Below are 21,197 nucleotides of genomic sequence, written 5' to 3'. Positions count from 1 at the left end.
GATGCTGCCATGACAGTCATCCTCGCCATCGAAAGCTCCTGCGACGAAACCGGAGTGGGCATCGCCGAACTGACCCCCGACGGGTCGGTGGTGCTGTTGGCCGACGAGGTGGCCTCCAGCGTCGAGGAACACGCGCGATTCGGTGGGGTGGTGCCTGAGATCGCATCCCGCGCCCATCTGGAGGCGCTCGGCGTCACCGCGCGGCGCGCGCTGGACATCGCGGGGGTGCAGAAGCCCGACGTGATCGCCGCGACCATCGGTCCCGGGTTGGCGGGTGCGCTCCTCGTCGGGGTCTCGGCAGCCAAGGGGCTGGCGCTGGCCTGGGGCGTGCCGTTCTACGGCGTGAACCACCTGGGCGGGCACATCGCCGCCGACGTGTATGAGAACGGGCCGCTGCCCGAATGTGTGGCGCTGCTGGTTTCGGGCGGGCACACCAGCCTGCTGCACGTGCGGTCGCTGGCCGAGCCCATCGAGGAGCTCGGCGCCACCGTCGATGACGCCGCCGGAGAGGCGTACGACAAGGTGGCCCGGCTGCTGGGGTTGGGATATCCGGGCGGCAAGGTGCTCGATGAGTTAGCGCAGCAAGGTGATTCCTCAGCGGTCAAGTTCCCGCGCGGTATGACCGGGCCGCGCGACGACCGGCACAGTTTCAGCTTCTCCGGTCTCAAGACCGCCGTCGCACGCTATGTGGAAAAGCACGGCAAAGATCTCGATTTTTCCGCCGAGGATGTGGCCGCCGGCTTTCAGGAATCCGTCGCCGATGTGCTGACCATGAAGGCGGTGCGGGCAGCCGCAGACCTGGGGGTGTCGACACTGTTGATCGCCGGCGGGGTGGCCGCCAACTCGCGCGTTCGTGAACTTGCCGAGCAGCGCTGCGCCGCGGCGGGAGTGACGCTTCGGGTGCCGCCGCTGCGGTTGTGCACCGACAACGGCGCCATGATCGCCTCCTTCGCGGCGCACCTGGTGGCGGCGGGTGCGCAGCCGTCCTCGCTACAGGCCGCCGCGGACCCCGGACTTCCCGTCGTGAAAGGGCAGGTGTGGTGACGAGCGACCTTGCGGACCGATTGGCCATCACCGATCTGCTCTATCGGTACGCCGAGCTGATGGACGAGGGCGATTTCGATCGAGTGGGGGAACTCCTTGGTCGCGGCTCATTCGGCGGGGAACGGGGGAGTGTGTCCGGCGCTTCGGCCATTACCAAGCTCTTCTTCACCTCGACCCGCCGTTATCGGGAGGCGGGCGGCACCCCGCGCACCAGGCACCTGGTGCTCAACCCGATCATCGAGGTAATGGGTGATGGCACTGCCTCGGCGCGGTCGACGTTTTGCGTGGTCCAGGCCACCGACCAGTTGCCGCTGCAGCCGATCGTCGTCGGTCGATACCTGGACACCTTCGGCCGCGACGAGCAGGGCTGGCATTTCAGTTCGCGCCGGGTGAATGTCGAGATGATCGGTGATGTATCAGCTCATCTGCTCATAGATCCGGGTGCGCTGGGTGAGTAGGAGATAACCCAACCTTGAGCACTAGCACTCTCATGTATAGAGTGCTAGATGGCGATCGGTTGACGTCGTGTCGGCACCCGCGGCGACGGCGCGGCACTCATCCGGCCGCCGAAGTATTCATTGACAATCCGGGCTCACGGGCATCAGGCCCGCCGAGCCACCCTGAGAGGGAAAGGGATCACTGTGGCCGTGAACATCAAGCCACTCGAGGACAAGATCCTCGTGCAGGCCAATGAGGCCGAGACCACGACTGCTTCTGGTCTGGTCATCCCGGACACCGCCAAGGAGAAGCCGCAAGAAGGCACCGTCGTCGCAGTTGGCCCCGGCCGCTGGGATGAGGATGGCGAAAAGCGGATCCCACTGGACGTGTCCGAGGGCGATGTCGTCATCTACAGCAAGTACGGCGGCACCGAGATCAAGTACAACGGCGAGGAGTACTTGATCCTGTCGGCTCGCGACGTGCTGGCTGTCGTTAGCAAGTAATACCGTGTGACCGCCCCGGAAACGACCTGCGCTGCAGGCGATTTCCGGGGCGGCACGCGTTTTACCCAGACCTGTCCGCGAGAAGGCTGCAAGGTGCAGATGCGAGGTTCGACATCGAACCGGAATCTGTGCCTGACTGCCTTCTCGGTGCGCAATAGCCGAATAGAGAGAACACATGAGCAAGCTGATCCAATTCAATGAGACCGCGCGCCGCGCCCTGGAAGCCGGGGTCAACAAGCTGGCCGACGCGGTAAAGATCACGCTCGGTCCCCGCGGACGGCACGTGGTGCTGGCCAAGGCATTCGGCGGCCCCGCCGTGACCAACGACGGCGTCACCATCGCTCGGGATATCGATCTGGAAGACCCGTTCGAGAATCTGGGCGCCCAGCTGGTCAAGTCGGTGGCCACCAAGACCAACGACGTCGCTGGTGACGGCACCACCACCGCCACGGTGCTGGCCCAGGCGCTGGTCAGCGCCGGCCTGCGCAATGTGGCCGCGGGTGCCAACCCGATCGCGCTCGGCGCCGGTATCGCCCGGGCCGCGGACGCGGTGTCCGAGCGGCTGCTGACGGTGGCCGCACCGGTATCCGGTGAGCACGCCATCGCACAGGTGGCCACGGTGTCCTCGCGTGACCCGGAGATCGGCGAGCTGGTCGGCCAGGCCATGACCAAGGTCGGTAGGGACGGCGTGGTCAGCGTCGAGGAGTCCTCGACCATCAACACCGAGCTCGTCATCACCGACGGTGTGCAGTTCGACAAGGGCTACCTGTCGCAGTACTTCGTGACCGACTTTGATGATCAGAAGGCGATCCTGGAAGACGCGTTGGTGCTGCTGCACCGCGACAAGATCAGCTCGCTGCCCGACCTGCTGCCGCTCCTGGAGCTGGTGGCCAAGGAGGGCAAGCCGCTGCTGATCGTGGCCGAGGATGTGGAAGGCGAGCCGCTTTCCACCCTGGTTGTCAACGCAATCCGCAAGACCCTCAAGGCCGTTGCGGTCAAGGCACCATTCTTCGGTGACCGACGCAAGGCCTTCCTGGAGGATCTGGCGATCGTCACCAACGCGCAGGTGGTCAACCCCGATGTGGGTCTGTCGCTGCGCGAGGTGGGCATCGAGGTGCTCGGCACCGCCCGCCGGATTGTGGTGAGCAAGGATGAGACCGTCATCGTCGAAGGCGGCGGTACCGAGGACGCCATTAAGGCGCGCGTCGCACAACTGAAGGCCGAGATCGAAACCACGGACTCGGACTGGGACCGCGAGAAGCTTCAGGAGCGGCTCGCCAAGCTGGCCGGCGGCGTCGCCGTCATCAAGGTGGGCGCTGCCACGGACACCGCTCTCAAGGAGCGTAAGCACCGCGTCGAGGACGCCGTCGCGGCAGCCAAGGCCGCCGTCGAGGAGGGCATCGTCGCCGGCGGCGGTAGCGCCCTGGTGCAGGCGCGTTCCGCGCTGGACGGGCTGCGTGCCGAGCTCAAGGGTGACGAGGCCAAGGGTGTCGACGTGTTCGAAGCCGCGTTGTCGGCGCCACTGTTCTGGATCGCCGCCAACGCCGGGCTGGACGGAGCCGTCGTGGTCAGCAAGGTGGTCGAGCTGGACGCCGGGCACGGCTTCAACGCGGCGACGCTGGAGTACGGCGACCTGATCGCGGACGGCGTCATCGACCCGGTGAAGGTGACCCGCTCGGCCGTCATCAACGCGGCCTCGGCGGCGCGGATGATCCTGACGACCGAGACCAGCATCGTGGAAAAGCCCGCCGAGGCGGCCGACCACGGGCACGGCCACCACGGTCACGCCCACTAGATAGCGCGTCAAAAACGCCCCAGGTCCGTACGGACCTGGGGCGTTTTCGTCGCTCCGGAGGTTTACTAGGCATATGAGCACTCACCGGCCGCTCGTGGCGGCGCTGACGCTGGCCGGGCTGTTGATCTCAGGGTGTGGGGCGCATTTCAGTCTCGGGTCGTCGACCACCGAACTCGCCCGATCGAAGCTGGAGGCAGGGCTCAAGGACGGGATCCACAACAAGACCGGTGTGACGATCTCCAGCTCCACGTGTGAGGGGGCGTTGCGTGGCGAGAAGGGTGCGACGCAGCGGTGCACGGTTGTTGATGGCGACGGCAAGACCATCGGTGTCACGGTCACGACAACCGATGTGCAGGGCTCGCAGATCTATTTCAATTGGAAGGTCGAGGACCAACCGGCGAGTTCGCCCGCATAGTCTCCGCAAACATCGGGCCCCGGCATCACCTGGTGCGGGGCCCGATGTTTGCGATAGGTATCAGGCGGTGCGGCGTACCCCGCGACGCAGTATCAGCTCCCGTTCGGCCTCCGAGAGCCCGCCCCAGATTCCGTACGGTTCGCCGACTGCCAGCGCATGTGTCCGGCACTGCACCAGCACCGGGCATGCCCGGCACATCTCCTTGGCCTTCATCTCGCGCTGCGCGCGGGCACGGCCGCGTTCACCGTCGGGATGGAAGAACACCGATGAGTCAACTCCTCGGCAAACGCCCTTCATCTGCCAATCCCAAATATCTGCGTTGGGCCCAGGCAATTGCTGTGGCTGCGGCATGTCGTTAACCCTCTCGCTGCGCGCGCATTCAACCTGCGCGTGAGTGAAGTAGCACCAGACGTGTCGCCGATGACAAGCGGTGTACATAAAGTAGGTGCGCGGCTGAAATCCAGTCAATAGGCGATGATCATGGCAACATCACGCCATCAGGTCCAGAATTAACATCACGTTCATCGTCTTCGCTCTTGGTTGGCACATAGCGGTCGCTCATCAGCGTGGTCAGCGGGTTTTGGCCGCGGCCTTTTCGTTTTCTTAATGCTGCGTTGGGTGCGCATTTACGTAAGCCGTTGACGTCGATTTAACATCCGCTGCATCAACTGTTAACGCCATATTTGGGGAAATTGGTACCGTGACCGCTCCCATGGTGACTTCTCGAACCGCTGCGGCAGCCGTGCTGATCGATGCCGCCTTCGGACCGCAACCAGCTATCTGGCCATTTCCGCGCGCTGCGACGCGTGAGGACGCCTGGCTGCGTGCCGTGGCGTTGGGGGGAGCAGGGCGCTACGCGGCGGCGCATGCCGAACTGGACTCCATCTCTGTGTCTGGCCCTGACCGGTTGACCTCGCTGGCACTGAGTACCCGCGCGTCGCTTGTGCGTCAGCTCGGTTGGCATGCACAGGCCCGCGGGATGGATGGCCGAGCGTTGGCAGGCGCCGGCACGGACGCGGAGGCACGCACTGACGCGCTTATCGGGTTGGCGGCCGATGCGTTGGGCCTGGCGCGGTTCGACCTTGCTCACGCGTTACTGGAACGGGCGGAGCCGTTGTCCGCCCATGGCGATGGTCGTTGGCCATGGCGTCTGCCGCTGCGGATGGCCTGGGTGCGTGCCGAGCTGGCGATGGTGTCCGGCGACGGCCCGCGTTCGCTTCGGCATGCCCGCACGGCGCAGCGGCTCGCAAAGGACGTACCGTCGGTAAGACACCAGGTCAAGACCGCGATGGTGCTCGCCGCGGCGCTCAGCAGCGCCGGTGATTTCGATGAGTCGGCGGCCGTCGCGGCGGCCGGGCTGCAGGCTGCGACCATCAATGGTTTGGTGCCGCTGCGCTGGGCGCTGGCGGCGATGCTGGCGGGTCTGCCGTCACCCGGGGCGGCCGAGGAGGCTCGCGAAAACCTCGTTGCTATTCGCAGCAAATGTGCCGGCTGGATAGCCCATGCGGGCGGGCACTGGCGGTTTGAGGTGGTGGACTAAATGCGCTGCCTTGTCGCGTCCAACGCTATTGTCCTAGGTGACAGCACCACCGCGGTGCACCACACGTAACACTGGGGAATGCGCAGTCGATGACAAGTACGGAGAGCGGGCTCGACGACGTCGTTGCTGCTGCCGTCAAAGGCGATCGCGACGCGCTTTCCGAGGTACTTAGTGCCATCCGACCCGTCGTGGTGCGTTATTGCCGCGCACGTGTCGGTACTGCGGAAAGAAGTGGTCTCTCTGCAGACGACGTTGCGCAGGAGGTGTGTCTCGCGGTGATCGCAGCGCTGCCTCGTTATCGGGATCAGGGACGGCCGTTCCTGGCGTTTGTGTACGGCATCGCCGCACACAAGGTGGCCGATGCGCATCGGGCGATGTCCCGGGACAAGTCTGATCCGGCGGAGAACCTTCCCGAGCAGGTTGATCGTCATGCCGGGCCTGAGCAGGAGGCGTTGAACTCCGAATCTGCGCGACGGATGCAGGCCCTGTTGGAGGTACTGCCCGAGAAGCAGCGCGAGATTCTCATCCTGCGTGTCGTCGTCGGGCTGTCCGCCGAGGAGACCGCTGACGCGGTGGGAAGTAGCGCCGGTGCCGTCCGAGTGGCTCAGCACAGGGCATTGCAGAAACTGAAGGCAGAGATGTCCCGGGCAGGTGATCACCGTGGCTGATGGACGCGGATGGTTCCCGGGCGGGCAGGGCTGGCCGAACGACGACGGGCCCGAGGACCTGGCGGCGCTGCGGCGCACCAATCGGATGATCGACGCCATCGCGGCCGATCTGCCGGTGGCCACCTCTGATTCCGATGAGTACGCCGTGGCGATGATGCTGGCGGCGTGGCGCGAAGACGTCGGTCGCGACCCGATGCCCGCGAAGCCCACGCTTGGGCAGGCGCGTAATGCGCTGCGTGGTGGCGGCGGTCGCTCTCGGCTGTTGGCCACGGCGGTGGGGTCGGCAGCCGCGGTGACGCTGCTGTTCGGCGGATTCGGTGCGGCGGTGTACCAGTCGCATCCGGGCGATGCGTTGTATGGGCTGCGCTCCTCGTTGTTCGGTGCGGGCCCGACGGTGCGAAACGATCCTGTGGTGCTCTCGGCGCAGACCGAGCTTGCGCAGGTGGAAAAGCTTATTTCCCAGGGTGATTGGGATGGTGCGCAGCAGCAGTTGGGGGTGGCTGCCGCGCGCGTCAACGAGGTCGGCGATGCTCAGCAGAAGGCCGAATTGGCCAGCCGGGTGCAGCAGGCCGAGGTCAGGATCGACGCTAAGAACCCCGAGGCGACGGTGCCGCCGGAGAGCGTGAGCGTGACGCCGCGGATCATGCTGTCGCCGCCCGTGATTGCGTCCACTACGAGCTCGACCACCTCGACTACCTCGATTACGTCGACGACCGCCACCACGTCCGAGACGACGAGCACGCCGTCGTCAGAGACCACGAGTTCGACGTCCACGAGTTCGACGTCCACGAGCACGCCGAGTACCGAATCGACCAGCTCGGCCTCGACGTCGACCAGTGTGTCGGCCACGACGACACCGCCGAGTTCGACACCGCCGAGTTCGACACCGACTGCAACGTCGACCAGCGTTCCCACGTCGATGCCGTCGGAGACGACGACTCCGCCCTCGACGCCCGGCATGTCCACCTCGGTGCCGGCGACGACTGCCGGTACGACTCCGCCCTCGACGGCGCCCATTGTGACCGTCCCCACCACGCCCGATGGGGTGACCATCGTCACCACCGCGCGTGGAGCCGGCGACAGCCCCACCATTACCGCGCCAACGACGATCCAAGCGCCGTCACCGATTACCCGCACCCCCGATAACCCGGTGCCGACCTATCAAGCACCCAGCAACGCAGGATCCGGGATCGTGCCCGGTTACCCCGGGAACACGGGTTCTGGTGCTGACGGCCCGTCGCGGCACATGCCGGCAATGACGTCGGTGCCGGTGGCACCGGCCAACCCGGGGGGTGGGTCGTCGAATCAGGGACATGGATCGGGTACGCACTCCGGCGAATAGGCCGAGAACGTATCGATCAGCGGAATCCGTCGCGGTCCGTCGCCGCCTCGTTGAGTGAGGCGTCCGCGTACCCGCGGCAATAATCCCAGGTCACATACGCTTCAGGCTCGGGATCGAAGGCCGGCTCGTGGGGGCGGACGGTGCCGTCGACGAGTAGCTGCAGCAGGTTTGCGCGCAGCATGTCCCAGTCGTGATAGTGGTCCTGCTGGCATTCGTCACAGCAGACCACCAGACCGCGGATGCCCTTGTGGGCCAGCAGCGCCTCGTAAACTGCCAGATCCGCTAGGTCTTCTTCGACCGCGATTCGTTCCTGCGGATCGAGCGGCTGACCCGGCTCGATGGCATCGAGCGCCGCCGACGGATCCTGGGGATCGTCGGCGAACGGGTCCGGTGGCAATCCTGGAGGAAAGTGGTCGCGCACACCCTTAGAGTACGCAAATCGCGGGTTCGCGCGCCAGCTCACGTGGGCATGTCCGAGCAGATGCCCAGGCATGCGTCCTGGAGATTACAGCGGAGCGGAGCCGATAGGATGGAGCTACTTCTTCCCACTCCACCATCTGGCTTGGAGGCTTGAATGACCATTGCGGCAGGGTCCGTCCACACCGGCGGCGACGATCCGCACAAGGTTGCCATGCTCGGTTTGACCTTTGATGATGTGCTGTTGCTGCCCGCGGCATCCGATGTGCTGCCGAACGGTGCCAATACTTCGTCACAGCTGACTAAGCGGATCAGGCTGAACGTCCCGCTCGTCAGCTCGGCGATGGACACCGTGACTGAGGCTCGGATGGCCATTGCGATGGCACGCGCCGGCGGTATGGGTGTGCTGCACCGCAACCTTTCGCTGGAGGACCAGGCTGGTCAGGTCGAGACCGTCAAGCGCTCCGAGGCCGGGATGGTGACCAACCCGGTGACCTGCTCGCCGGAGAACACCCTCGCTGAGGTCGACGCTCTCTGTGCCCGGTTCCGGATTTCGGGTCTGCCCGTGGTCGACAAGGCCGGATCGCTGGTGGGCATCATCACCAACCGCGATATGCGATTCGAGGCGGACCTGTCCAAGTCGGTCGCCGAGGTCATGACCAAGCCGCCGCTGATCACGGCGCGCCAGGGCGTGACCGCCGACGCGGCGCTGGGGCTGCTGCGGCGCCACAAGATCGAGAAGTTGCCCATCGTCGATGGCCAGGGCCGGCTCACCGGGTTGATCACCGTGAAGGACTTCGCCAAGACCGAGCAGCATCCCAATGCCACCAAGGACAGCGACGGCCGACTGTTGGTCGGTGCGGCGGTCGGTGTGGGCGATGACTCGTGGACGCGGGCCATGGCGCTCGTGGATGCCGGTGTCGACGTGCTCATCGTGGACACCGCGCACGCGCACAACCGCAAGGTGCTCGACATGGTCGGCAAGCTCAAGGCTGAGGTCGGCGAGCGGGTCGACGTGGTCGGCGGCAATGTGGCCACCCGATCGGGCGCCGCGGCGCTCATCGAAGCCGGCGCGGACGCGGTCAAGGTGGGCGTGGGGCCGGGCTCCATCTGCACCACTCGGGTGGTCGCCGGTGTCGGCGCACCCCAGATCACCGCGATCCTGGAGGCTGCGTCGGTCTGTCATCCGGCAGGTGTTCCCGTGATCGCTGACGGCGGCATGCAGTATTCGGGCGACATCGCCAAGGCGCTCGCGGCCGGCGCATCCACGACCATGCTTGGGTCGCTGCTGGCCGGTACCGCCGAGTCGCCCGGTGAGCTGATCTTCGTTAACGGCAAGCAGTTCAAGAGCTACCGCGGCATGGGGTCGATGGGCGCCATGCAAGGCAGGGGCGCCGGGGGCGGAGCCGGTAAGTCCTACTCGAAGGACCGCTACTTCCAGGACGACGTGCTGTCCGAGGACAAGCTGGTACCTGAGGGTATCGAGGGCCGGGTCCCGTTCCGCGGTCCTTTGTCGACGGTCATGCATCAACTGACGGGCGGGCTGCGGGCGGCCATGGGTTATACCGGGGCGTCCAGCATCGAAGAGCTGCAGCACGCACAGTTCGTGCAGATCACCGCGGCGGGTCTCAAGGAAAGCCACCCGCATGACATCACCATGACGGCGGAAGCGCCGAACTACTACGTGCGATAGGCGAGAACGGGCTATCGTGCCCGAGGCCTCGACGCACGATTTGACCGGGAGGAAACCTCAACATGCGTGATCTGGTGGAAATCGGCATGGGCAGAACAGCCCGTCGCACATACGAACTCGATGATGTGAACATCGTCCCGTCGCGACGGACCCGTTCGTCGCAGGATGCGTCGACGGCGTGGCAGCTCGACGCCTACCGCTTCGAGATTCCGGTGGTGGCTCACCCCACCGACGCGCTGGTATCGCCGCGTTTCGCCATCGAACTCGGCCGGGCCGGCGGGCTCGGCGTCATCAACGGTGAAGGTTTGTGGGGCCGGCACGCCGATGTCGAGGCACGCATCGCCGAGGTGGTCGAGGTCGCCGAGAAGGAGCCGGAGCCGTCGGCCGCGATTCGTCTGTTGCAGCAATTGCATTCGGCACCAATCGATCCCGAGCTGTTGGCGGCGGCCATTTCCGAAGTACGTGGAGCGGGTGTGACCACTGCGGTGCGCGTGAGCCCGCAGAATGCGCAACTGCTCACCCCGCACCTGATTGCCGCCGGGATCGACCTGCTGGTTATCCACGGCACCATCGTCTCCGCCGAGCGGGTGGCCCGTGACGGTGAGCCTCTCAACCTGAAAACCTTTATCTCCGAACTGGATATCCCGGTTGTCGCGGGCGGAGTGATCGATCACCGGACCGCGTTGCACCTGATGCGGACCGGGGCCGCGGGTGTCATCGTCGGTTACGGGCAGACTGCGGGCGCGACGACCAGCGGGGAGGTGCTGGGCATCAGCGTCGCTATGGCAACGGCCATTGCCGATGCCGCCGCCGCGCGGCGTGAGTATCTCGACGAGACCGGCGGGCGGTATGTACATGTCCTGGCCGACGGCGATATCCACACGTCCGGAGACCTCGCCAAGGCCATTGCCTGTGGCGCCGATGCCGTGGTGCTGGGTACGCCATTGGCGACCGCGCGGGAGGCGGCTGGCGACGGATGGTTCTGGCCGAACGCCGCCGCGCACCCCTCGTTGCCTCGTGGTGCCTTGCTGCAGGTGGCGGTGGGGGAGCGTCCGCCGCTGAGCGAGGTGCTTGCCGGGCCGTCCGATGATCCGTACGGCACCTTGAATCTTGTTGGTGGGCTGCGTCGTTCGATGGCCAAGTCCGGATACTGCGATCTCAAGGAGTTTCAGAAGGTCGGCCTGACCGTCAACTCTTAGACATGTGTCTACTTAGGGTGACCTAATTTACATTACCCCCCTCGTTGTATTCCATACTGGTCGGTAACGTGACCACGCGGAGGTAGGCCAACGATGTCATCACCGGCAGCAGTCCAGTCAGAACCCGACTTTGACGTCCTGATCGTCGGATCAGGATTCGGCGGGAGCGTCACCGCCATGCGGTTGACCGAAAAGGGCTACCGCGTAGGCGTCCTGGAGGCCGGTCGTCGCTTCACGGACGAGGAATTCGCCGAGACATCGTGGAATCTGCGCAAGTTCCTGTGGGCGCCGATGTTCAAGTGCTTCGGGATTCAGCGGATCCATCTGTTGAGCAACTGCATGATCCTGGCGGGCGCCGGGGTTGGCGGTGGTTCGCTGAACTACGCCAACACCCTGTATGTGCCGCCGGAGCCGTTCTTCAAAGACCCACAGTGGAAGGGCATCACCGACTGGCGTGCGGAGCTCTCCCCGCATTACGAGCAGGCCCAGCGGATGCTCGGCGTGGTGCAGAACCCCACCTTCACCGATGCCGACCGGCTCATGAAGGAGGTCGCTGAGGATATGGGTGCCGGCGACACGTTCGTCGCGACGCCGGTGGGTGTCTACTTCGGGCCGGACGGCACCAAGGCGCCCGGGGTCAAGGTGCCCGATCCGTACTTCGGTGGGGCCGGCCCCGACCGGGTGGGCTGCACCGAATGCGGTTCTTGTATGACCGGATGCCGGGTGGGTGCCAAGAACACTCTGGTCAAGAACTACCTCGGGCTGGCCGAATCCTCAGGTGCCCAAGTCATTCCGCTCACGACTGTTACAGCGGTGGAAGAGGGTGGCGACGGTGTGTGGCGGGTGTCCACCAAAACCACCGGTCGGTGGCTGCGTAAGCAGCGCAAGACCTACACCGCCAAGTACGTGGTGCTGGCCGCCGGGACCTGGGGCACACAGAACCTGTTGTTCGATATGAAGGACAAGGGTTTACTGCCCAGGCTGTCGCAGCGCTTGGGTGTACTGACCCGTACTAACTCCGAATCCATTGTCGGCGCAGGGCGTTTGGAGTACAAGGACGATTTGGACCTCACTCACGGTGTGGCTATCACCTCCTCGTTCCACCCGACCAGCGACACGCATATCGAGCCGGTGCGCTACGGCAAGGGTTCCAATGCGATGGGCCTGCTACAGACCCTGATGACCGACGGTGACGGTGAGAAATCGCGGTGGCGCCAGCTCATCGAGGCCGCCCGTGCCGACCCGAGGGGCACTCTGCGGATGCTCAACGTGACGCAGTGGAGTGAGCGGACCGTGATCGCGCTCGTCATGCAGCACCTGGACAACTCGATCACCACGTTCACGAAGAAGACGCTGTTCTGGCGGCGTCTCGACAGCAAGCAGGGCCATGGCGAGCCCAACCCGACCTGGATTCCGGCTGGTAATGAGGCCACCAGGCGACTCGCCGCCAAGATCGACGGTGTGGCGGGTGGCACGTGGGGCGAGCTGTTCAACATCCCGCTTACCGCGCACTTCCTGGGTGGGGCCGTCATCGGCACCGATCCGGAGGATGGCGTCATCGATCCTTACCACCGGGTGTACGGCTACCCGACCATGTACGTCGTGGACGGTGCGGCGATCTCGGCGAACCTGGGCGTCAACCCGTCGCTGAGCATCACTGCGCAGGCCGAGCGGGCGGCGTCCATGTGGCCCAACAAGGGTGAGTTGGATCTGCGCCCGGAGCAGGGTCTGCCCTATCAGCGCATGGCGCCGGTGCCTCCGTCGCATCCTGTGGTGCCGGCGGGCGCGCCCGGTGCGTTGCGGCAGCTACCGATCGAACCGGTGAGGTCGGTCAGCTAGTCCCCAAGGGGGTGGAGATACCTCCCACTGGTGGGGGCGTGCCCCCAGCGCCACTAAACTCCAGGGCGTGGCGCAAACGGAACAGCATGGCGACCGACCGGTTCTGGTCATCGACTTCGGGGCACAGTACGCGCAGCTGATCGCGCGTCGCGTGCGTGAGGCGCGGGTGTTTTCGGAGGTGATCCCGCACTCGGTGAGCATCGACGAGATCAAGGCGCGCAACCCCCGCGCCATCGTGCTGTCCGGTGGCCCATCGAGTGTCTATGAAGAGGGCGCGCCGCGGCTCGACCCCGGTGTATTCGATTTGGACATTCCGGTTTTCGGAATCTGCTACGGCTTTCAGGCGATGGCGCAGGTGCTCGGCGGAACCGTGGCCCATACCGGAACCAGCGAGTATGGCCGCACCGAACTGAGTGTTGCAGGCGGCGACCTGCACGAGGGTCTGCCCGATTCGCAGCCAGTGTGGATGAGCCACGGCGACGCGGTAACCGAAGCACCACAAGGTTTTACCGTGGTCGCCAGCAGCGAGGGCGCTCCGGTGGCGGCGTTCGAGAATCGCTCGCGTCGATTGGCCGGGGTCCAGTATCACCCCGAGGTGCTCCATTCACCGCATGGACAGCAGGTGCTCAGCCGCTTCTTGCATGAATTCGCGGGCATCGAATCCACCTGGACGGCAGCCAATATCGCCGAGACGCTCATCGAAAAGGTCCGCACACAGATCGGCGATGGACGAGCACTGTGCGCACTATCGGGCGGAGTGGACTCGGCGGTGGCCGCGGCGCTGGTGCAACGCGCCATCGGAGACAGGCTGACCTGTGTGTTTGTCGATCAAGGGCTCTTGCGCAGCGGTGAACGGGCCCAGGTGGAGCGCGATTTCGTGGCGGCGACCGGGGCCCGGCTGGTCATCGTCGACGCCGCGGAGACGGTCTTGGGCGAATTGGCGGGCGTCACCGACCCGGAGACCAAACGCAAAATCATCGGCCGCGAGTTCATTCGATCCTTTGAGGGTGCCGCCTCCGATGTCGTCGGCGATTCGGACGAGGGAATCGAGTTCCTGGTCCAGGGCACGCTGTATCCCGACGTCGTCGAGTCCGGGGGTGGCAGTGGCACCGCCAACATCAAGAGCCACCACAATGTGGGCGGCCTGCCCGAGGATCTGACTTTCACTCTTGTGGAACCGCTGCGGCTGCTGTTCAAGGACGAGGTCCGTGCGGTGGGCCGCGAGCTGGGGCTGCCCGAGGAAATCGTTGGCCGTCAACCCTTCCCGGGTCCGGGTTTGGCCATCAGGATCGTCGGGGAGGTCACTCCCGATCGGCTGGATACCCTGCGGCGCGCCGATGCCATTGCGCGCGAGGAACTTACCGCCGCCGGTCAAGACAGCAATATCTGGCAGTGCCCGGTGGTGCTGTTGGCTGACGTCCGCTCGGTCGGGGTACAGGGCGATGGCCGGACCTACGGGCATCCCATCGTGCTGCGGCCGGTGTCCAGCGAGGACGCCATGACGGCGGACTGGACTCGGCTGCCGTACGAGGTGCTGGAGCGGATCTCGACCCGAATCACCAATGAGGTTCCCGAGGTGAATCGGGTGGTGCTGGACATCACCAGCAAGCCACCCGGCACCATCGAATGGGAGTGACGCTTCGTTGACCTACGACGACGCTGGGTGGCATTACGACTCGGTAGGCGACCTGGGCCTGCCGTATGAAGCGGCGAGCACTCATATCGGGATGTTCATGGCGTGGCTTGCTTTGCATGACATGTTGAGCCCAGCGCAGACCGACGGATTGAGTGAGCTCAGCGGGCGGTTAATCACGCCGGGTGAATATCTCCGCGACCACTGCGTCAATCAGATCGACCCGTTCATGCTCAACAGCGAGGGAAATGCGTTCGCTGAGGCGATGTACAAGACGTATCTGAAGCGGTATGGCGGCCTGCCGGCTCTCTCGTCCTATGGCTCAACCTACGAGGCGTCGGATACCTGGCTTCTCTACGACGAAGTCGATGAGCTGATGATGCAGTTGTACGGACAGTGGAAGCTATCGACGACCTAGCCCTTGCGACGGGCCGGAATTGCCACCAGTGCAACGCCGATGGCGACCGCCGCGGTGATGGCCACCCAGCCGAGCAGGTCGCTACGCACCAGAGCGCCGAATCCCTGACCGGTGAGCGCCCAGCCTCCGACGATCAATGCGGCCAGCCCGGACAGTGCGAGCAGGATGGACGGACGGAGCTTCTCGTCGGCAGTGACTGCGGGCTCGTTTTTCACCGTGGCGTTAGTGTCGGCGCCGGCGGTGGTTTCTTCGATGTTCTTAGACACGTTGCACCTCAATACTTCCCACGTTGATCTTGGCGTTGATAGTCAGTGCTGGACCGTTGCCGGCGGGCGAAGGTAGGCAGTCGAAGCTACCGACGTTCACCTCGCACTTGCTGTGTACGTTCATAGACGCCGGAACCAGCACGCGGATATCGCCAAGTCCGGCGCGCAGATTCACTGTCTTGTCGCCGGCGAGCTTGACCTGGGTGAGGTCAAGGGTGATGGTGCCCATGCCAATCTGATAGTCGCTCTGGATATCGGAAGTCTCTGCAGGACGATAACTTTGGTCACCGATATTGTGCGACACGTCCAGTTGGCCCACCGCAGATGCCACGATGACAAAACCGGCCAGGGGCACCGCCAGGAAGAGCAGGGAGTAGCCGTGGCGTCGTCGGGCCCCAGCCAGCATGCCGATGCCGAGGACGACCAGGGCTGCCGCGGCGATCACGATGGGAGTCACCCAGCTGCCGCCTAGCAGCCCGACGGCCACCAGCACCGCGCAGACGATGATCGCCGCTCCAATGGTCACTGGTGCTACGCGCGACTTGGGCTTGACCGGCGGCGCGGGCAAGGGTTCCGGATTGGGCAGATCCCAGGCGAAGGGGGCGGCCCGTAACGGATCCCAGGCGGGCGGCGGCAGGGGTGCAGACAGTGATTCGGTCTCCAGCTTGCTTGTGTCGACCGGTTCGGTTGTGGTCTCTGACCGATCATCCTCGGTGGCGGGAGGTTGATCGGTACTGGCCGACGTGGTCGCCGGGGCTGACGGAGGTTCGGTCTGGCGCTGGTAGAGCAGATACCAGCCGCCGAGCAGGACTGCGGCGCTGACCAGTCCCCATGGGTCTCGGTCGGGGTCCATGAAGGGCCCGCCGATGAGCAGCAGGACGATGATCCAGAAGACCATCTTCACCTTGGATTCGTGATACGGGGTGGTGTATCGGGCGGCGGGCATCAGCAGCCAGCACGCCACGTACATGATGGCGCCCGCGCCACCGAAAATCGTTGTGACCACAAAAATTACACGTACCAGCAGCGGATCCACGTTGTAGCGGTAGCCGATTCCGGCGGCAACACCGGCAAGCTTGCCGTGTCCCGGCAGGCGCACCGGCCGGGTCCGCCACATGTCTGTCAGCGTGGAGGATGGCGTCCGTTTGGTGGTCGTATCCGTGTCCATGGCAGCTATGTTGCCCAGCGGCGGGCATATCCACCATCGGGATTCACCCTGATCTTTGCAAGACGGGGTTCAGGGATAAGCCCGATGTCGTAAGGAGCTTTGCCATGGCAGGATCGCAGAGGTGAGTCCCAGGTTCCGGAATGCGTTCGCCGGCGGGGATCGGCTGACCGCCGCCCCGCCATTGCGTCGGCGTACCGGTGGGCGAGTGGTCGCCGGTGTGGCCGGGGGTCTCGCCGATCATCTCGACATTCCGGTGTTCCGGGTGCGATTGGCGTTCGCGGTGCTCGGAGCGGCCAGCGGAATGGGCATCGCGGCCTACGGACTGCTGTGGATGTTGATGCCGCCCGGTGATGACGTCGCCGCCGTGAGTGCGACGGATCGTAGGCGAGCGACCGGGCTGGTGTTGTTGAGCCTTGCTGCGCTGATCATCTTGATGTCGACACTGAGCGGTTCGACGGCTTCGCTGGTCTTTCCGATCGTGCTGGCGCTGGCCGGGCTCGCGGTGGTATGGCGCGAATTCGATGCTCAGGGAACAAGTTCGGCGGTGCTGGGCGAGTCGGGCAGTTCGTCGGTGCTGACCTGGGTTCGGGTGATATCGGGTGCAGCATTGGTCTTCGGTGGTCTGGCGGTGGTGGTGCTGCGCAATGTGGACTTGTCCTCGCTGCGCGACTCGCTGATCGCGGTGGCGGCGACGCTGGTGGGCACGGCGCTGCTGACGGTGCCGTTATGGTTGCGATTGTGGCGTGCGCTCGGTGCCGAGCGTGCCGCGCGCATCCGTACCGAGGAGCGCGACGAGATCGCCTCGCATCTGCACGATTCGGTGCTCCAGACGCTCGCGCTGATTCAGAAGCGCACCGACAACCCCAGCGAGGTACTGCGGCTGGCCCGCAGCCAGGAGCGGGAGCTGCGCAGTTGGCTGTTCTCGGCGGGGGTTTCCTCGGATTCGTCACTCGCGCAGGAACTGCGCACGGTGGCCGGCGAGGTGGAAGACACGCACACCGTGGTGGTCAACTCGGTGATCGTCGGCGATGCCGATCTGTCACCGGAACCCGAAACCAGACGAGCGTTGGTCGGGGCAATTCGGGAGGCACTGGTCAACGCCGCCAAGCACTCCGGGCAATCGGATATCAACCTGTACGCCGAGGTGGAACCCGGCCAGATCAGTGTCTTCGTCAGAGACCGGGGGAAGGGATTCGACCCCGAATTGGTGTCGTCGGACCGGCAGGGCATCGTGCGTTCCATCAAGAGCAGGGTGATGCGCCGGGGTGGACAGGTGCAGGTCAAATCGGAGATCGGTAAGGGCACTGAGGTGCGAATTATCATGCCGTACAACGATATTAATCATGACGCTGCTCGGGAAGCGCGGGAGGAAGCGTAATGCTGCGGGTGTTCTTGGTCGACGATCACGGGGTGTTTCGGTCCGGAGTGCGGGCGGAGCTGGCAGGTGAGTCCGATATCGAGATCGTGGGTGAGGCGGGTACGGTCGCTGAGGCGGTCGCCGGAATTCGGGCTAGCGCACCGGATGTGGTGCTACTCGATGTGCATATGCCGGCGGGCGGTGGAGTGGCCGTCATCAACGGAGTGAAAGGCCCGGTCTCCTGTGTTTTTCTGGCGCTGAGTGTGTCCGATGCTGCCGAGGATGTCATCGCGGTGATCCGAGCCGGCGCCAGGGGCTATGTCACCAAGACGATTTCGGGTGGTGAACTTGCCGATGCGGTGCGCCGGGTCGCCGGTGGAGATGCGGTGTTCAGCCCGCGGCTGGCCGGATTTGTGCTCGATTCGTTCACTGGTCGCTCGAATTCTCCTGAGCCGGCGCTGGATCCGGAACTGGATTCTCTGACTCCGCGCGAGCTCGAGGTGTTACGGCTCCTGGCCCGCGGATACACCTACCGGGAGATCGCCGAGGATTTGGTGATCTCCGTCAAGACGGTGGAGACGCATGCTTCCAACGTGCTGCGCAAGACCCAGCAGTCCAACCGGAATGCCCTGACCCGGTGGGCGCACACCCGCCAGCTCGACTGACGCATCAAATAACTGGAAGCGCCGCATTCCGATGGTCATGATGGCGTGGTGAGTTATGTCTTTGACGTAGGCGAAGTGACTGTATGGAGTCCGGCGCTGCGAGTGGGTGATCTGTACGTCAGGTTCGTGACGCAAGTTGGTGAGGTTCTCCGCCTTCCGACTGGTTTGAGTGCGATGGCATCGGATTATTACTACATCGACCCCGACGTTTTCGAGGTGCTGGTCAAGAGAATCTTCACGGAGAGCTTCCCTGTCCATCACGAAATTTGGAGCGGGATGCTGCAATCGGTTCTCGGACCATCCGTGAGAATTCTGGATCGCATTGATCGCCCGCTGGTCGCTGAGACGGTCGCAGGGCGCGAGTTTTTGGAAGAGGCGCGCACTCTAGGCATGCCTACCCTCGACTGACCCATCCCGCTTGACGCTTGTCGGTGGGGAGGTGTTTACTCCAGGCATCGAACATATGTTCTAGTTGAGTGTGTCTGGAGGTGCGGTTGTGACGGTAGTGGCGACCGCCGATGATCGGCTAATCAACCGCTCTGACCAGCTGCAAAGGCTTCGGCAGCAGATGGCGACGATATCGGGAAAGGTAGGGCCGAACCGTTCGTCGGCGGGGCGGTTTCAGGAGGCCCTGCCGGATGCTCAATCTTTGCTGCCGGGATCCGATGCGCTGGCCAGATCGATAGGTCACGTGTTGCGGCGCGGCACGGTCGCGGTGGCTAGCGGGGCTCGGTCGCTGCCCCTGGACGTGGTGGCCTCGGTGACCGAGGCGGGCGGATATGCCGCGATGGTGGGCATGCCGGACGTGAGTGTGCTGGCGGCGGTCGAGCGGGGAGCGGACCTGAGCCGTCTGGCACTGATCCCTCACCCGGGTCTGAGTGCGGTGGAGGTGGCCTCGGTGCTCATGGACGGGATGGATCTGGTGGTCCTGGGCCTGGGCGGACAACGGGTGACGTCGACGTCGGCGCGGGCGATAGTGGCCCGCGCACACAGCAACGGATGCACGTTGCTGGTTGCCAATGGGGACTGGGAAGGCGCCGAGATGCGGTTACAGGCGCAGGTAACCGGCTATGACGGGGTGTCCACCTGTGGTCTAGGGCGAATCCGTGGAGTGCGGACGACTGTTCGGGCGCGTGGACGCGGTGGTCGGGAGGTGTGTGGCAGCCGTGGCGCGATCAGATCTGCCTGAAAGGCCGGGAAAAAGACGGCGTAAATCACCACGCGTCCTGGTGATTTGGTGCCCAGACTGGCCTGCGGTGGCCGCCGCGGCAATGGCCGATCTGCCTGCCACCAGACCCGTGGCGGTGACCCTGGCCAACAGGGTGACGGCATGCACTGCTGCCGCGCGGGCGCTGGGGGTGCGGCGGGGTATGCGGCGCCGCGAGTCTCAAGCTCGTTGTCCGCAACTGCATGTCGCGGTGGCCGATGCCGATCGCGATGCCCGGTTCTTCGAGCCGATGATCTCGGCGGTGGACGATCTGGTGCCGGGGGCCGAGATCCTGCGTCCCGGGCTGATGGCACTGCCGGTGACCGGTGCCGCTCGGTACTTCGGCAGTGAGCAGGCCGCGGCGGAACGGCTTGCCGATGCGATATCGGTGGCTGGGGCGGAATGCCAGGTGGGCATCGCCGATCAGATATCCACGGCGGTGTATGCGGCACGGCGCGCGACGCTGGTGCCACCCGGTGAGGATGCGAAGTTCCTGGCGCCGTTGTCGATCAGGGAGCTGGCCGCCGAACCCAGTCTGTGTCACCCCCAACGCGATGACTTAGTAGATCTGTTGTGGCGTATGGGGATACGAACCATTGGTGCCTTCGCGGAACTGGCGCGATCGGACGTTGCCTCGCGATTCGACGATGACGCGGTACAGGCGCACCGCCACGCGCACGCCGAACCGCAGCGCCCTCCATCAGGGCATGCGGTACCGGCCGAGCTGGGAGTCGAGCTGCCGTGCGATCCGCCGATCGAGCGGGTGGATGCGGCGGCTTTCGCGGGGCGGATGCTGGCGGTGAGGCTGCACGAGGCGTTGTCCGCTGCCGGGGTGGCCTGCTCTCGGTTGGCCATTCACGCGGTCACGGTGGACGGCCAGGAGCTGTCCCGGGTGTGGCGGTGCGCGGAACCGCTCACCGAGGAGGCGACCGCCGACCGGGTGCGCTGGCAGCTTGACGGCTGGCTTGCTCGGCGCCGCTCTCTGGACGGGCCGGTGGCGATGTTGCGGCTGGAGCCGGTCGAGGTGGTGGCGGCCGAAGCATTGCAGCTCACGTTGTGGGGCGCGGTGGGCGCCGAGGAACGACAGCGGGCACGTCGCGCGCTGACGCGAGTTCAGGATCTGTTGGGAGAGGAGTCGGTACAGGTGGGAGTGGTCAGTGGCGGGCGCGGTCCGGCCGAACGAATTACCTTGGTGCCCTTGGGGGATGAGCTGAGGCCGCGGGCCGATCCAGAGGCCCCGTGGCCCGGGAGGCTGCCCGATCCTGCTCCGGCGGTGCTGCTCGGCCCGGACGGTGAGGAGGTGGAGCTTGTGGACATCGAGGATGCGCCGGTGACGGTGACCGCCCGGGGGATGTTCTCGGGGGAGCCGGCCAGGGTGCGGCGGGGTAATGGTCGCTGGGAGCTGAGCTGGTGGGCGGGGCCATGGCCGATCGACGAGCGATGGTGGGAGGAGCGGGAGCCGGCTCCAACTCCGGTATCGGTGGCGGCCAGGGCTCAGGTGCTGCTCGAAGGCAAGGGTGGTGGTCAGGCGCTGCTCCTGCATTTTCGCAGGCAGCGCTGGTACGTGGAGGGAGTATATGAATGAACTGC

The 21,197-nt window shown here is 65.1% G+C and carries 22 protein-coding genes; 18 read left to right on the top strand and 4 right to left on the bottom strand.

Features of this window, described 5'->3' with window-relative positions:
• Positions 1 to 9 precede the first annotated feature (9 nt).
• The 5 genes from tsaD (at position 10) to FZI91_RS03255 (ending at position 4,195) form a co-directional block, all read left to right on the top strand.
• Positions 10 to 1,044: a tRNA (adenosine(37)-N6)-threonylcarbamoyltransferase complex transferase subunit TsaD gene (gene tsaD, locus FZI91_RS03275; RefSeq protein ID WP_155937172.1), complete on the top strand. Its 1,035-nt coding sequence runs from the start codon at positions 10 to 12 to the stop codon at positions 1,042 to 1,044.
• Positions 1,041 to 1,502: a nuclear transport factor 2 family protein gene (locus FZI91_RS03270; protein WP_162526212.1), complete on the top strand. Its 462-nt coding sequence runs from the start codon at positions 1,041 to 1,043 to the stop codon at positions 1,500 to 1,502. The genes tsaD and FZI91_RS03270 overlap by 4 nt, the downstream gene beginning before the upstream one ends.
• A gap of 183 nt (positions 1,503 to 1,685) precedes the next feature.
• The gene (gene groES, locus FZI91_RS03265) at positions 1,686 to 1,985 is read left to right on the top strand and encodes a co-chaperone GroES (RefSeq protein WP_005056050.1); all 300 of its coding nucleotides are present in this window, start codon (positions 1,686 to 1,688) and stop codon (positions 1,983 to 1,985) included.
• Positions 1,986 to 2,160: 175 nt separating this feature from the next.
• Complete coding sequence (gene groL / locus FZI91_RS03260; protein ID WP_155937171.1) at positions 2,161 to 3,780, top strand: chaperonin GroEL; 1,620 nt, start codon at positions 2,161 to 2,163, stop codon at positions 3,778 to 3,780.
• 73 nt (positions 3,781 to 3,853) lie between these two features.
• Complete coding sequence (locus FZI91_RS03255; RefSeq protein WP_155937170.1) at positions 3,854 to 4,195, top strand: DUF4333 domain-containing protein; 342 nt, start codon at positions 3,854 to 3,856, stop codon at positions 4,193 to 4,195.
• Between the two features lie 60 nt (positions 4,196 to 4,255).
• Here the strand turns inward: FZI91_RS03255 and FZI91_RS03250 are convergent, their stop codons facing one another.
• A complete protein-coding gene (locus FZI91_RS03250; RefSeq protein WP_155937169.1) occupies positions 4,256 to 4,546 on the bottom strand; it encodes a WhiB family transcriptional regulator in 291 nt (96 codons plus the stop codon).
• 361 nt (positions 4,547 to 4,907) lie between these two features.
• On the opposite strand from FZI91_RS03250, the gene FZI91_RS03245 reads away from it, so the two are divergent.
• From FZI91_RS03245 to FZI91_RS03235, 3 genes are all read left to right on the top strand, one after another.
• A complete protein-coding gene (locus FZI91_RS03245; RefSeq protein WP_155937168.1) occupies positions 4,908 to 5,735 on the top strand; it encodes a hypothetical protein in 828 nt (275 codons plus the stop codon).
• 89 nt (positions 5,736 to 5,824) lie between these two features.
• On the top strand, positions 5,825 to 6,403 hold the full coding sequence (locus tag FZI91_RS03240) for a sigma-70 family RNA polymerase sigma factor (protein ID WP_155937167.1): 579 nt from the start codon (positions 5,825 to 5,827) through the stop codon (positions 6,401 to 6,403).
• Positions 6,396 to 7,745 carry an anti-sigma-D factor RsdA gene (locus FZI91_RS03235; protein ID WP_162526210.1) on the top strand — a complete coding sequence of 450 codons (1,350 nt, stop codon included), beginning with the start codon at positions 6,396 to 6,398 and terminating at the stop codon, positions 7,743 to 7,745. The genes FZI91_RS03240 and FZI91_RS03235 overlap by 8 nt, the downstream gene beginning before the upstream one ends.
• Positions 7,746 to 7,761: 16 nt before the next feature.
• Here FZI91_RS03235 and FZI91_RS03230 read toward each other — a convergent pair whose 3' ends face one another.
• Positions 7,762 to 8,166, bottom strand: a complete 405-nt coding sequence (locus FZI91_RS03230) for a DUF5319 domain-containing protein (RefSeq protein ID WP_162526209.1) — start codon at positions 8,164 to 8,166, stop codon at positions 7,762 to 7,764.
• 153 nt (positions 8,167 to 8,319) lie between these two features.
• On the opposite strand from FZI91_RS03230, the gene guaB reads away from it, so the two are divergent.
• The 5 genes from guaB (at position 8,320) to FZI91_RS03205 (ending at position 14,944) form a co-directional block, all read left to right on the top strand.
• Positions 8,320 to 9,855 (top strand): IMP dehydrogenase, encoded by a 1,536-nt coding sequence (guaB, locus tag FZI91_RS03225; protein ID WP_155937166.1) that lies wholly within the window; start codon positions 8,320 to 8,322, stop codon positions 9,853 to 9,855.
• Between the two features lie 62 nt (positions 9,856 to 9,917).
• Positions 9,918 to 11,054, top strand: a complete 1,137-nt coding sequence (locus FZI91_RS03220; protein ID WP_155937165.1) for a GuaB3 family IMP dehydrogenase-related protein — start codon at positions 9,918 to 9,920, stop codon at positions 11,052 to 11,054.
• Between the two features lie 93 nt (positions 11,055 to 11,147).
• Positions 11,148 to 12,893, top strand: a complete 1,746-nt coding sequence (locus FZI91_RS03215) for an FAD-dependent oxidoreductase (protein ID WP_155937164.1) — start codon at positions 11,148 to 11,150, stop codon at positions 12,891 to 12,893.
• Between the two features lie 67 nt (positions 12,894 to 12,960).
• A complete protein-coding gene (gene guaA, locus FZI91_RS03210) occupies positions 12,961 to 14,529 on the top strand; it encodes a glutamine-hydrolyzing GMP synthase (protein WP_162526208.1) in 1,569 nt (522 codons plus the stop codon).
• Between the two features lie 7 nt (positions 14,530 to 14,536).
• Positions 14,537 to 14,944: a hypothetical protein gene (locus FZI91_RS03205; RefSeq protein WP_155937163.1), complete on the top strand. Its 408-nt coding sequence runs from the start codon at positions 14,537 to 14,539 to the stop codon at positions 14,942 to 14,944.
• Here the strand turns inward: FZI91_RS03205 and FZI91_RS03200 are convergent.
• Both FZI91_RS03200 and FZI91_RS03195 read right to left on the bottom strand, forming a co-directional pair.
• Entirely contained in the window at positions 14,941 to 15,159 is a 219-nt protein-coding gene (locus FZI91_RS03200; protein WP_309224144.1) for a hypothetical protein, read from the bottom strand. The two genes, FZI91_RS03205 and FZI91_RS03200, sit on opposite strands and share 4 nt — an antisense overlap.
• 43 nt (positions 15,160 to 15,202) lie before the next feature.
• Positions 15,203 to 16,378: a PspC domain-containing protein gene (locus FZI91_RS03195; RefSeq protein WP_155937162.1), complete on the bottom strand. Its 1,176-nt coding sequence runs from the start codon at positions 16,376 to 16,378 to the stop codon at positions 15,203 to 15,205.
• Positions 16,379 to 16,541: 163 nt separating this feature from the next.
• On the opposite strand from FZI91_RS03195, the gene FZI91_RS03190 reads away from it, so the two are divergent.
• The 5 genes from FZI91_RS03190 (at position 16,542) to FZI91_RS03170 (ending at position 21,192) form a co-directional block, all read left to right on the top strand.
• Entirely contained in the window at positions 16,542 to 17,756 is a 1,215-nt protein-coding gene (locus tag FZI91_RS03190; protein ID WP_208091263.1) for an ATP-binding protein, read from the top strand.
• Positions 17,756 to 18,400 (top strand): response regulator transcription factor, encoded by a 645-nt coding sequence (locus FZI91_RS03185; RefSeq protein ID WP_155937161.1) that lies wholly within the window; start codon positions 17,756 to 17,758, stop codon positions 18,398 to 18,400. Before FZI91_RS03190 ends, FZI91_RS03185 begins: the two co-directional genes overlap by 1 nt.
• 48 nt (positions 18,401 to 18,448) lie before the next feature.
• Positions 18,449 to 18,808 carry a DUF6086 family protein gene (locus FZI91_RS03180; protein ID WP_155937160.1) on the top strand — a complete coding sequence of 120 codons (360 nt, stop codon included), beginning with the start codon at positions 18,449 to 18,451 and terminating at the stop codon, positions 18,806 to 18,808.
• An 88-nt stretch (positions 18,809 to 18,896) separates the two neighbouring features.
• Complete coding sequence (locus FZI91_RS03175; protein ID WP_162525701.1) at positions 18,897 to 19,589, top strand: hypothetical protein; 693 nt, start codon at positions 18,897 to 18,899, stop codon at positions 19,587 to 19,589.
• Positions 19,567 to 21,192 (top strand): DNA polymerase Y family protein, encoded by a 1,626-nt coding sequence (locus tag FZI91_RS03170; protein ID WP_309224066.1) that lies wholly within the window; start codon positions 19,567 to 19,569, stop codon positions 21,190 to 21,192. The genes FZI91_RS03175 and FZI91_RS03170 overlap by 23 nt, the downstream gene beginning before the upstream one ends.
• Positions 21,193 to 21,197: the final 5 nt, after the last annotated feature.

It is taken from the genome of Mycobacteroides sp. CBMA 271, from assembly GCF_009729205.1.
Classification (GTDB): domain Bacteria; phylum Actinomycetota; class Actinomycetes; order Mycobacteriales; family Mycobacteriaceae; genus Mycobacterium.
Note: the sequence above shows the minus strand (reverse complement) of the source record. Positions and strands in the feature narration are given on the sequence as shown.

What these genes read in the sequence shown, in the direction of transcription:
- FZI91_RS03250 (WP_155937169.1), bottom strand. Translation starts at nt 4,546, where the DNA reads ATGCCGCAGCCACAGCAATTGCCTGGGCCCAACGCAGATATTTGGGAT.
- FZI91_RS03185 (WP_155937161.1), top strand. Translation starts at nt 17,756, where the DNA reads ATGCTGCGGGTGTTCTTGGTCGACGATCACGGGGTGTTTCGGTCCGGA.
- tsaD (WP_155937172.1), top strand. Translation starts at nt 10, where the DNA reads ATGACAGTCATCCTCGCCATCGAAAGCTCCTGCGACGAAACCGGAGTG.
- FZI91_RS03255 (WP_155937170.1), top strand. Translation starts at nt 3,854, where the DNA reads ATGAGCACTCACCGGCCGCTCGTGGCGGCGCTGACGCTGGCCGGGCTG.
- FZI91_RS03240 (WP_155937167.1), top strand. Translation starts at nt 5,825, where the DNA reads ATGACAAGTACGGAGAGCGGGCTCGACGACGTCGTTGCTGCTGCCGTC.
- FZI91_RS03220 (WP_155937165.1), top strand. Translation starts at nt 9,918, where the DNA reads ATGCGTGATCTGGTGGAAATCGGCATGGGCAGAACAGCCCGTCGCACA.
- FZI91_RS03245 (WP_155937168.1), top strand. Translation starts at nt 4,908, where the DNA reads ATGGTGACTTCTCGAACCGCTGCGGCAGCCGTGCTGATCGATGCCGCC.
- FZI91_RS03215 (WP_155937164.1), top strand. Translation starts at nt 11,148, where the DNA reads ATGTCATCACCGGCAGCAGTCCAGTCAGAACCCGACTTTGACGTCCTG.
- guaB (WP_155937166.1), top strand. Translation starts at nt 8,320, where the DNA reads ATGACCATTGCGGCAGGGTCCGTCCACACCGGCGGCGACGATCCGCAC.
- groL (WP_155937171.1), top strand. Translation starts at nt 2,161, where the DNA reads ATGAGCAAGCTGATCCAATTCAATGAGACCGCGCGCCGCGCCCTGGAA.
- FZI91_RS03195 (WP_155937162.1), bottom strand. Translation starts at nt 16,378, where the DNA reads ATGGACACGGATACGACCACCAAACGGACGCCATCCTCCACGCTGACA.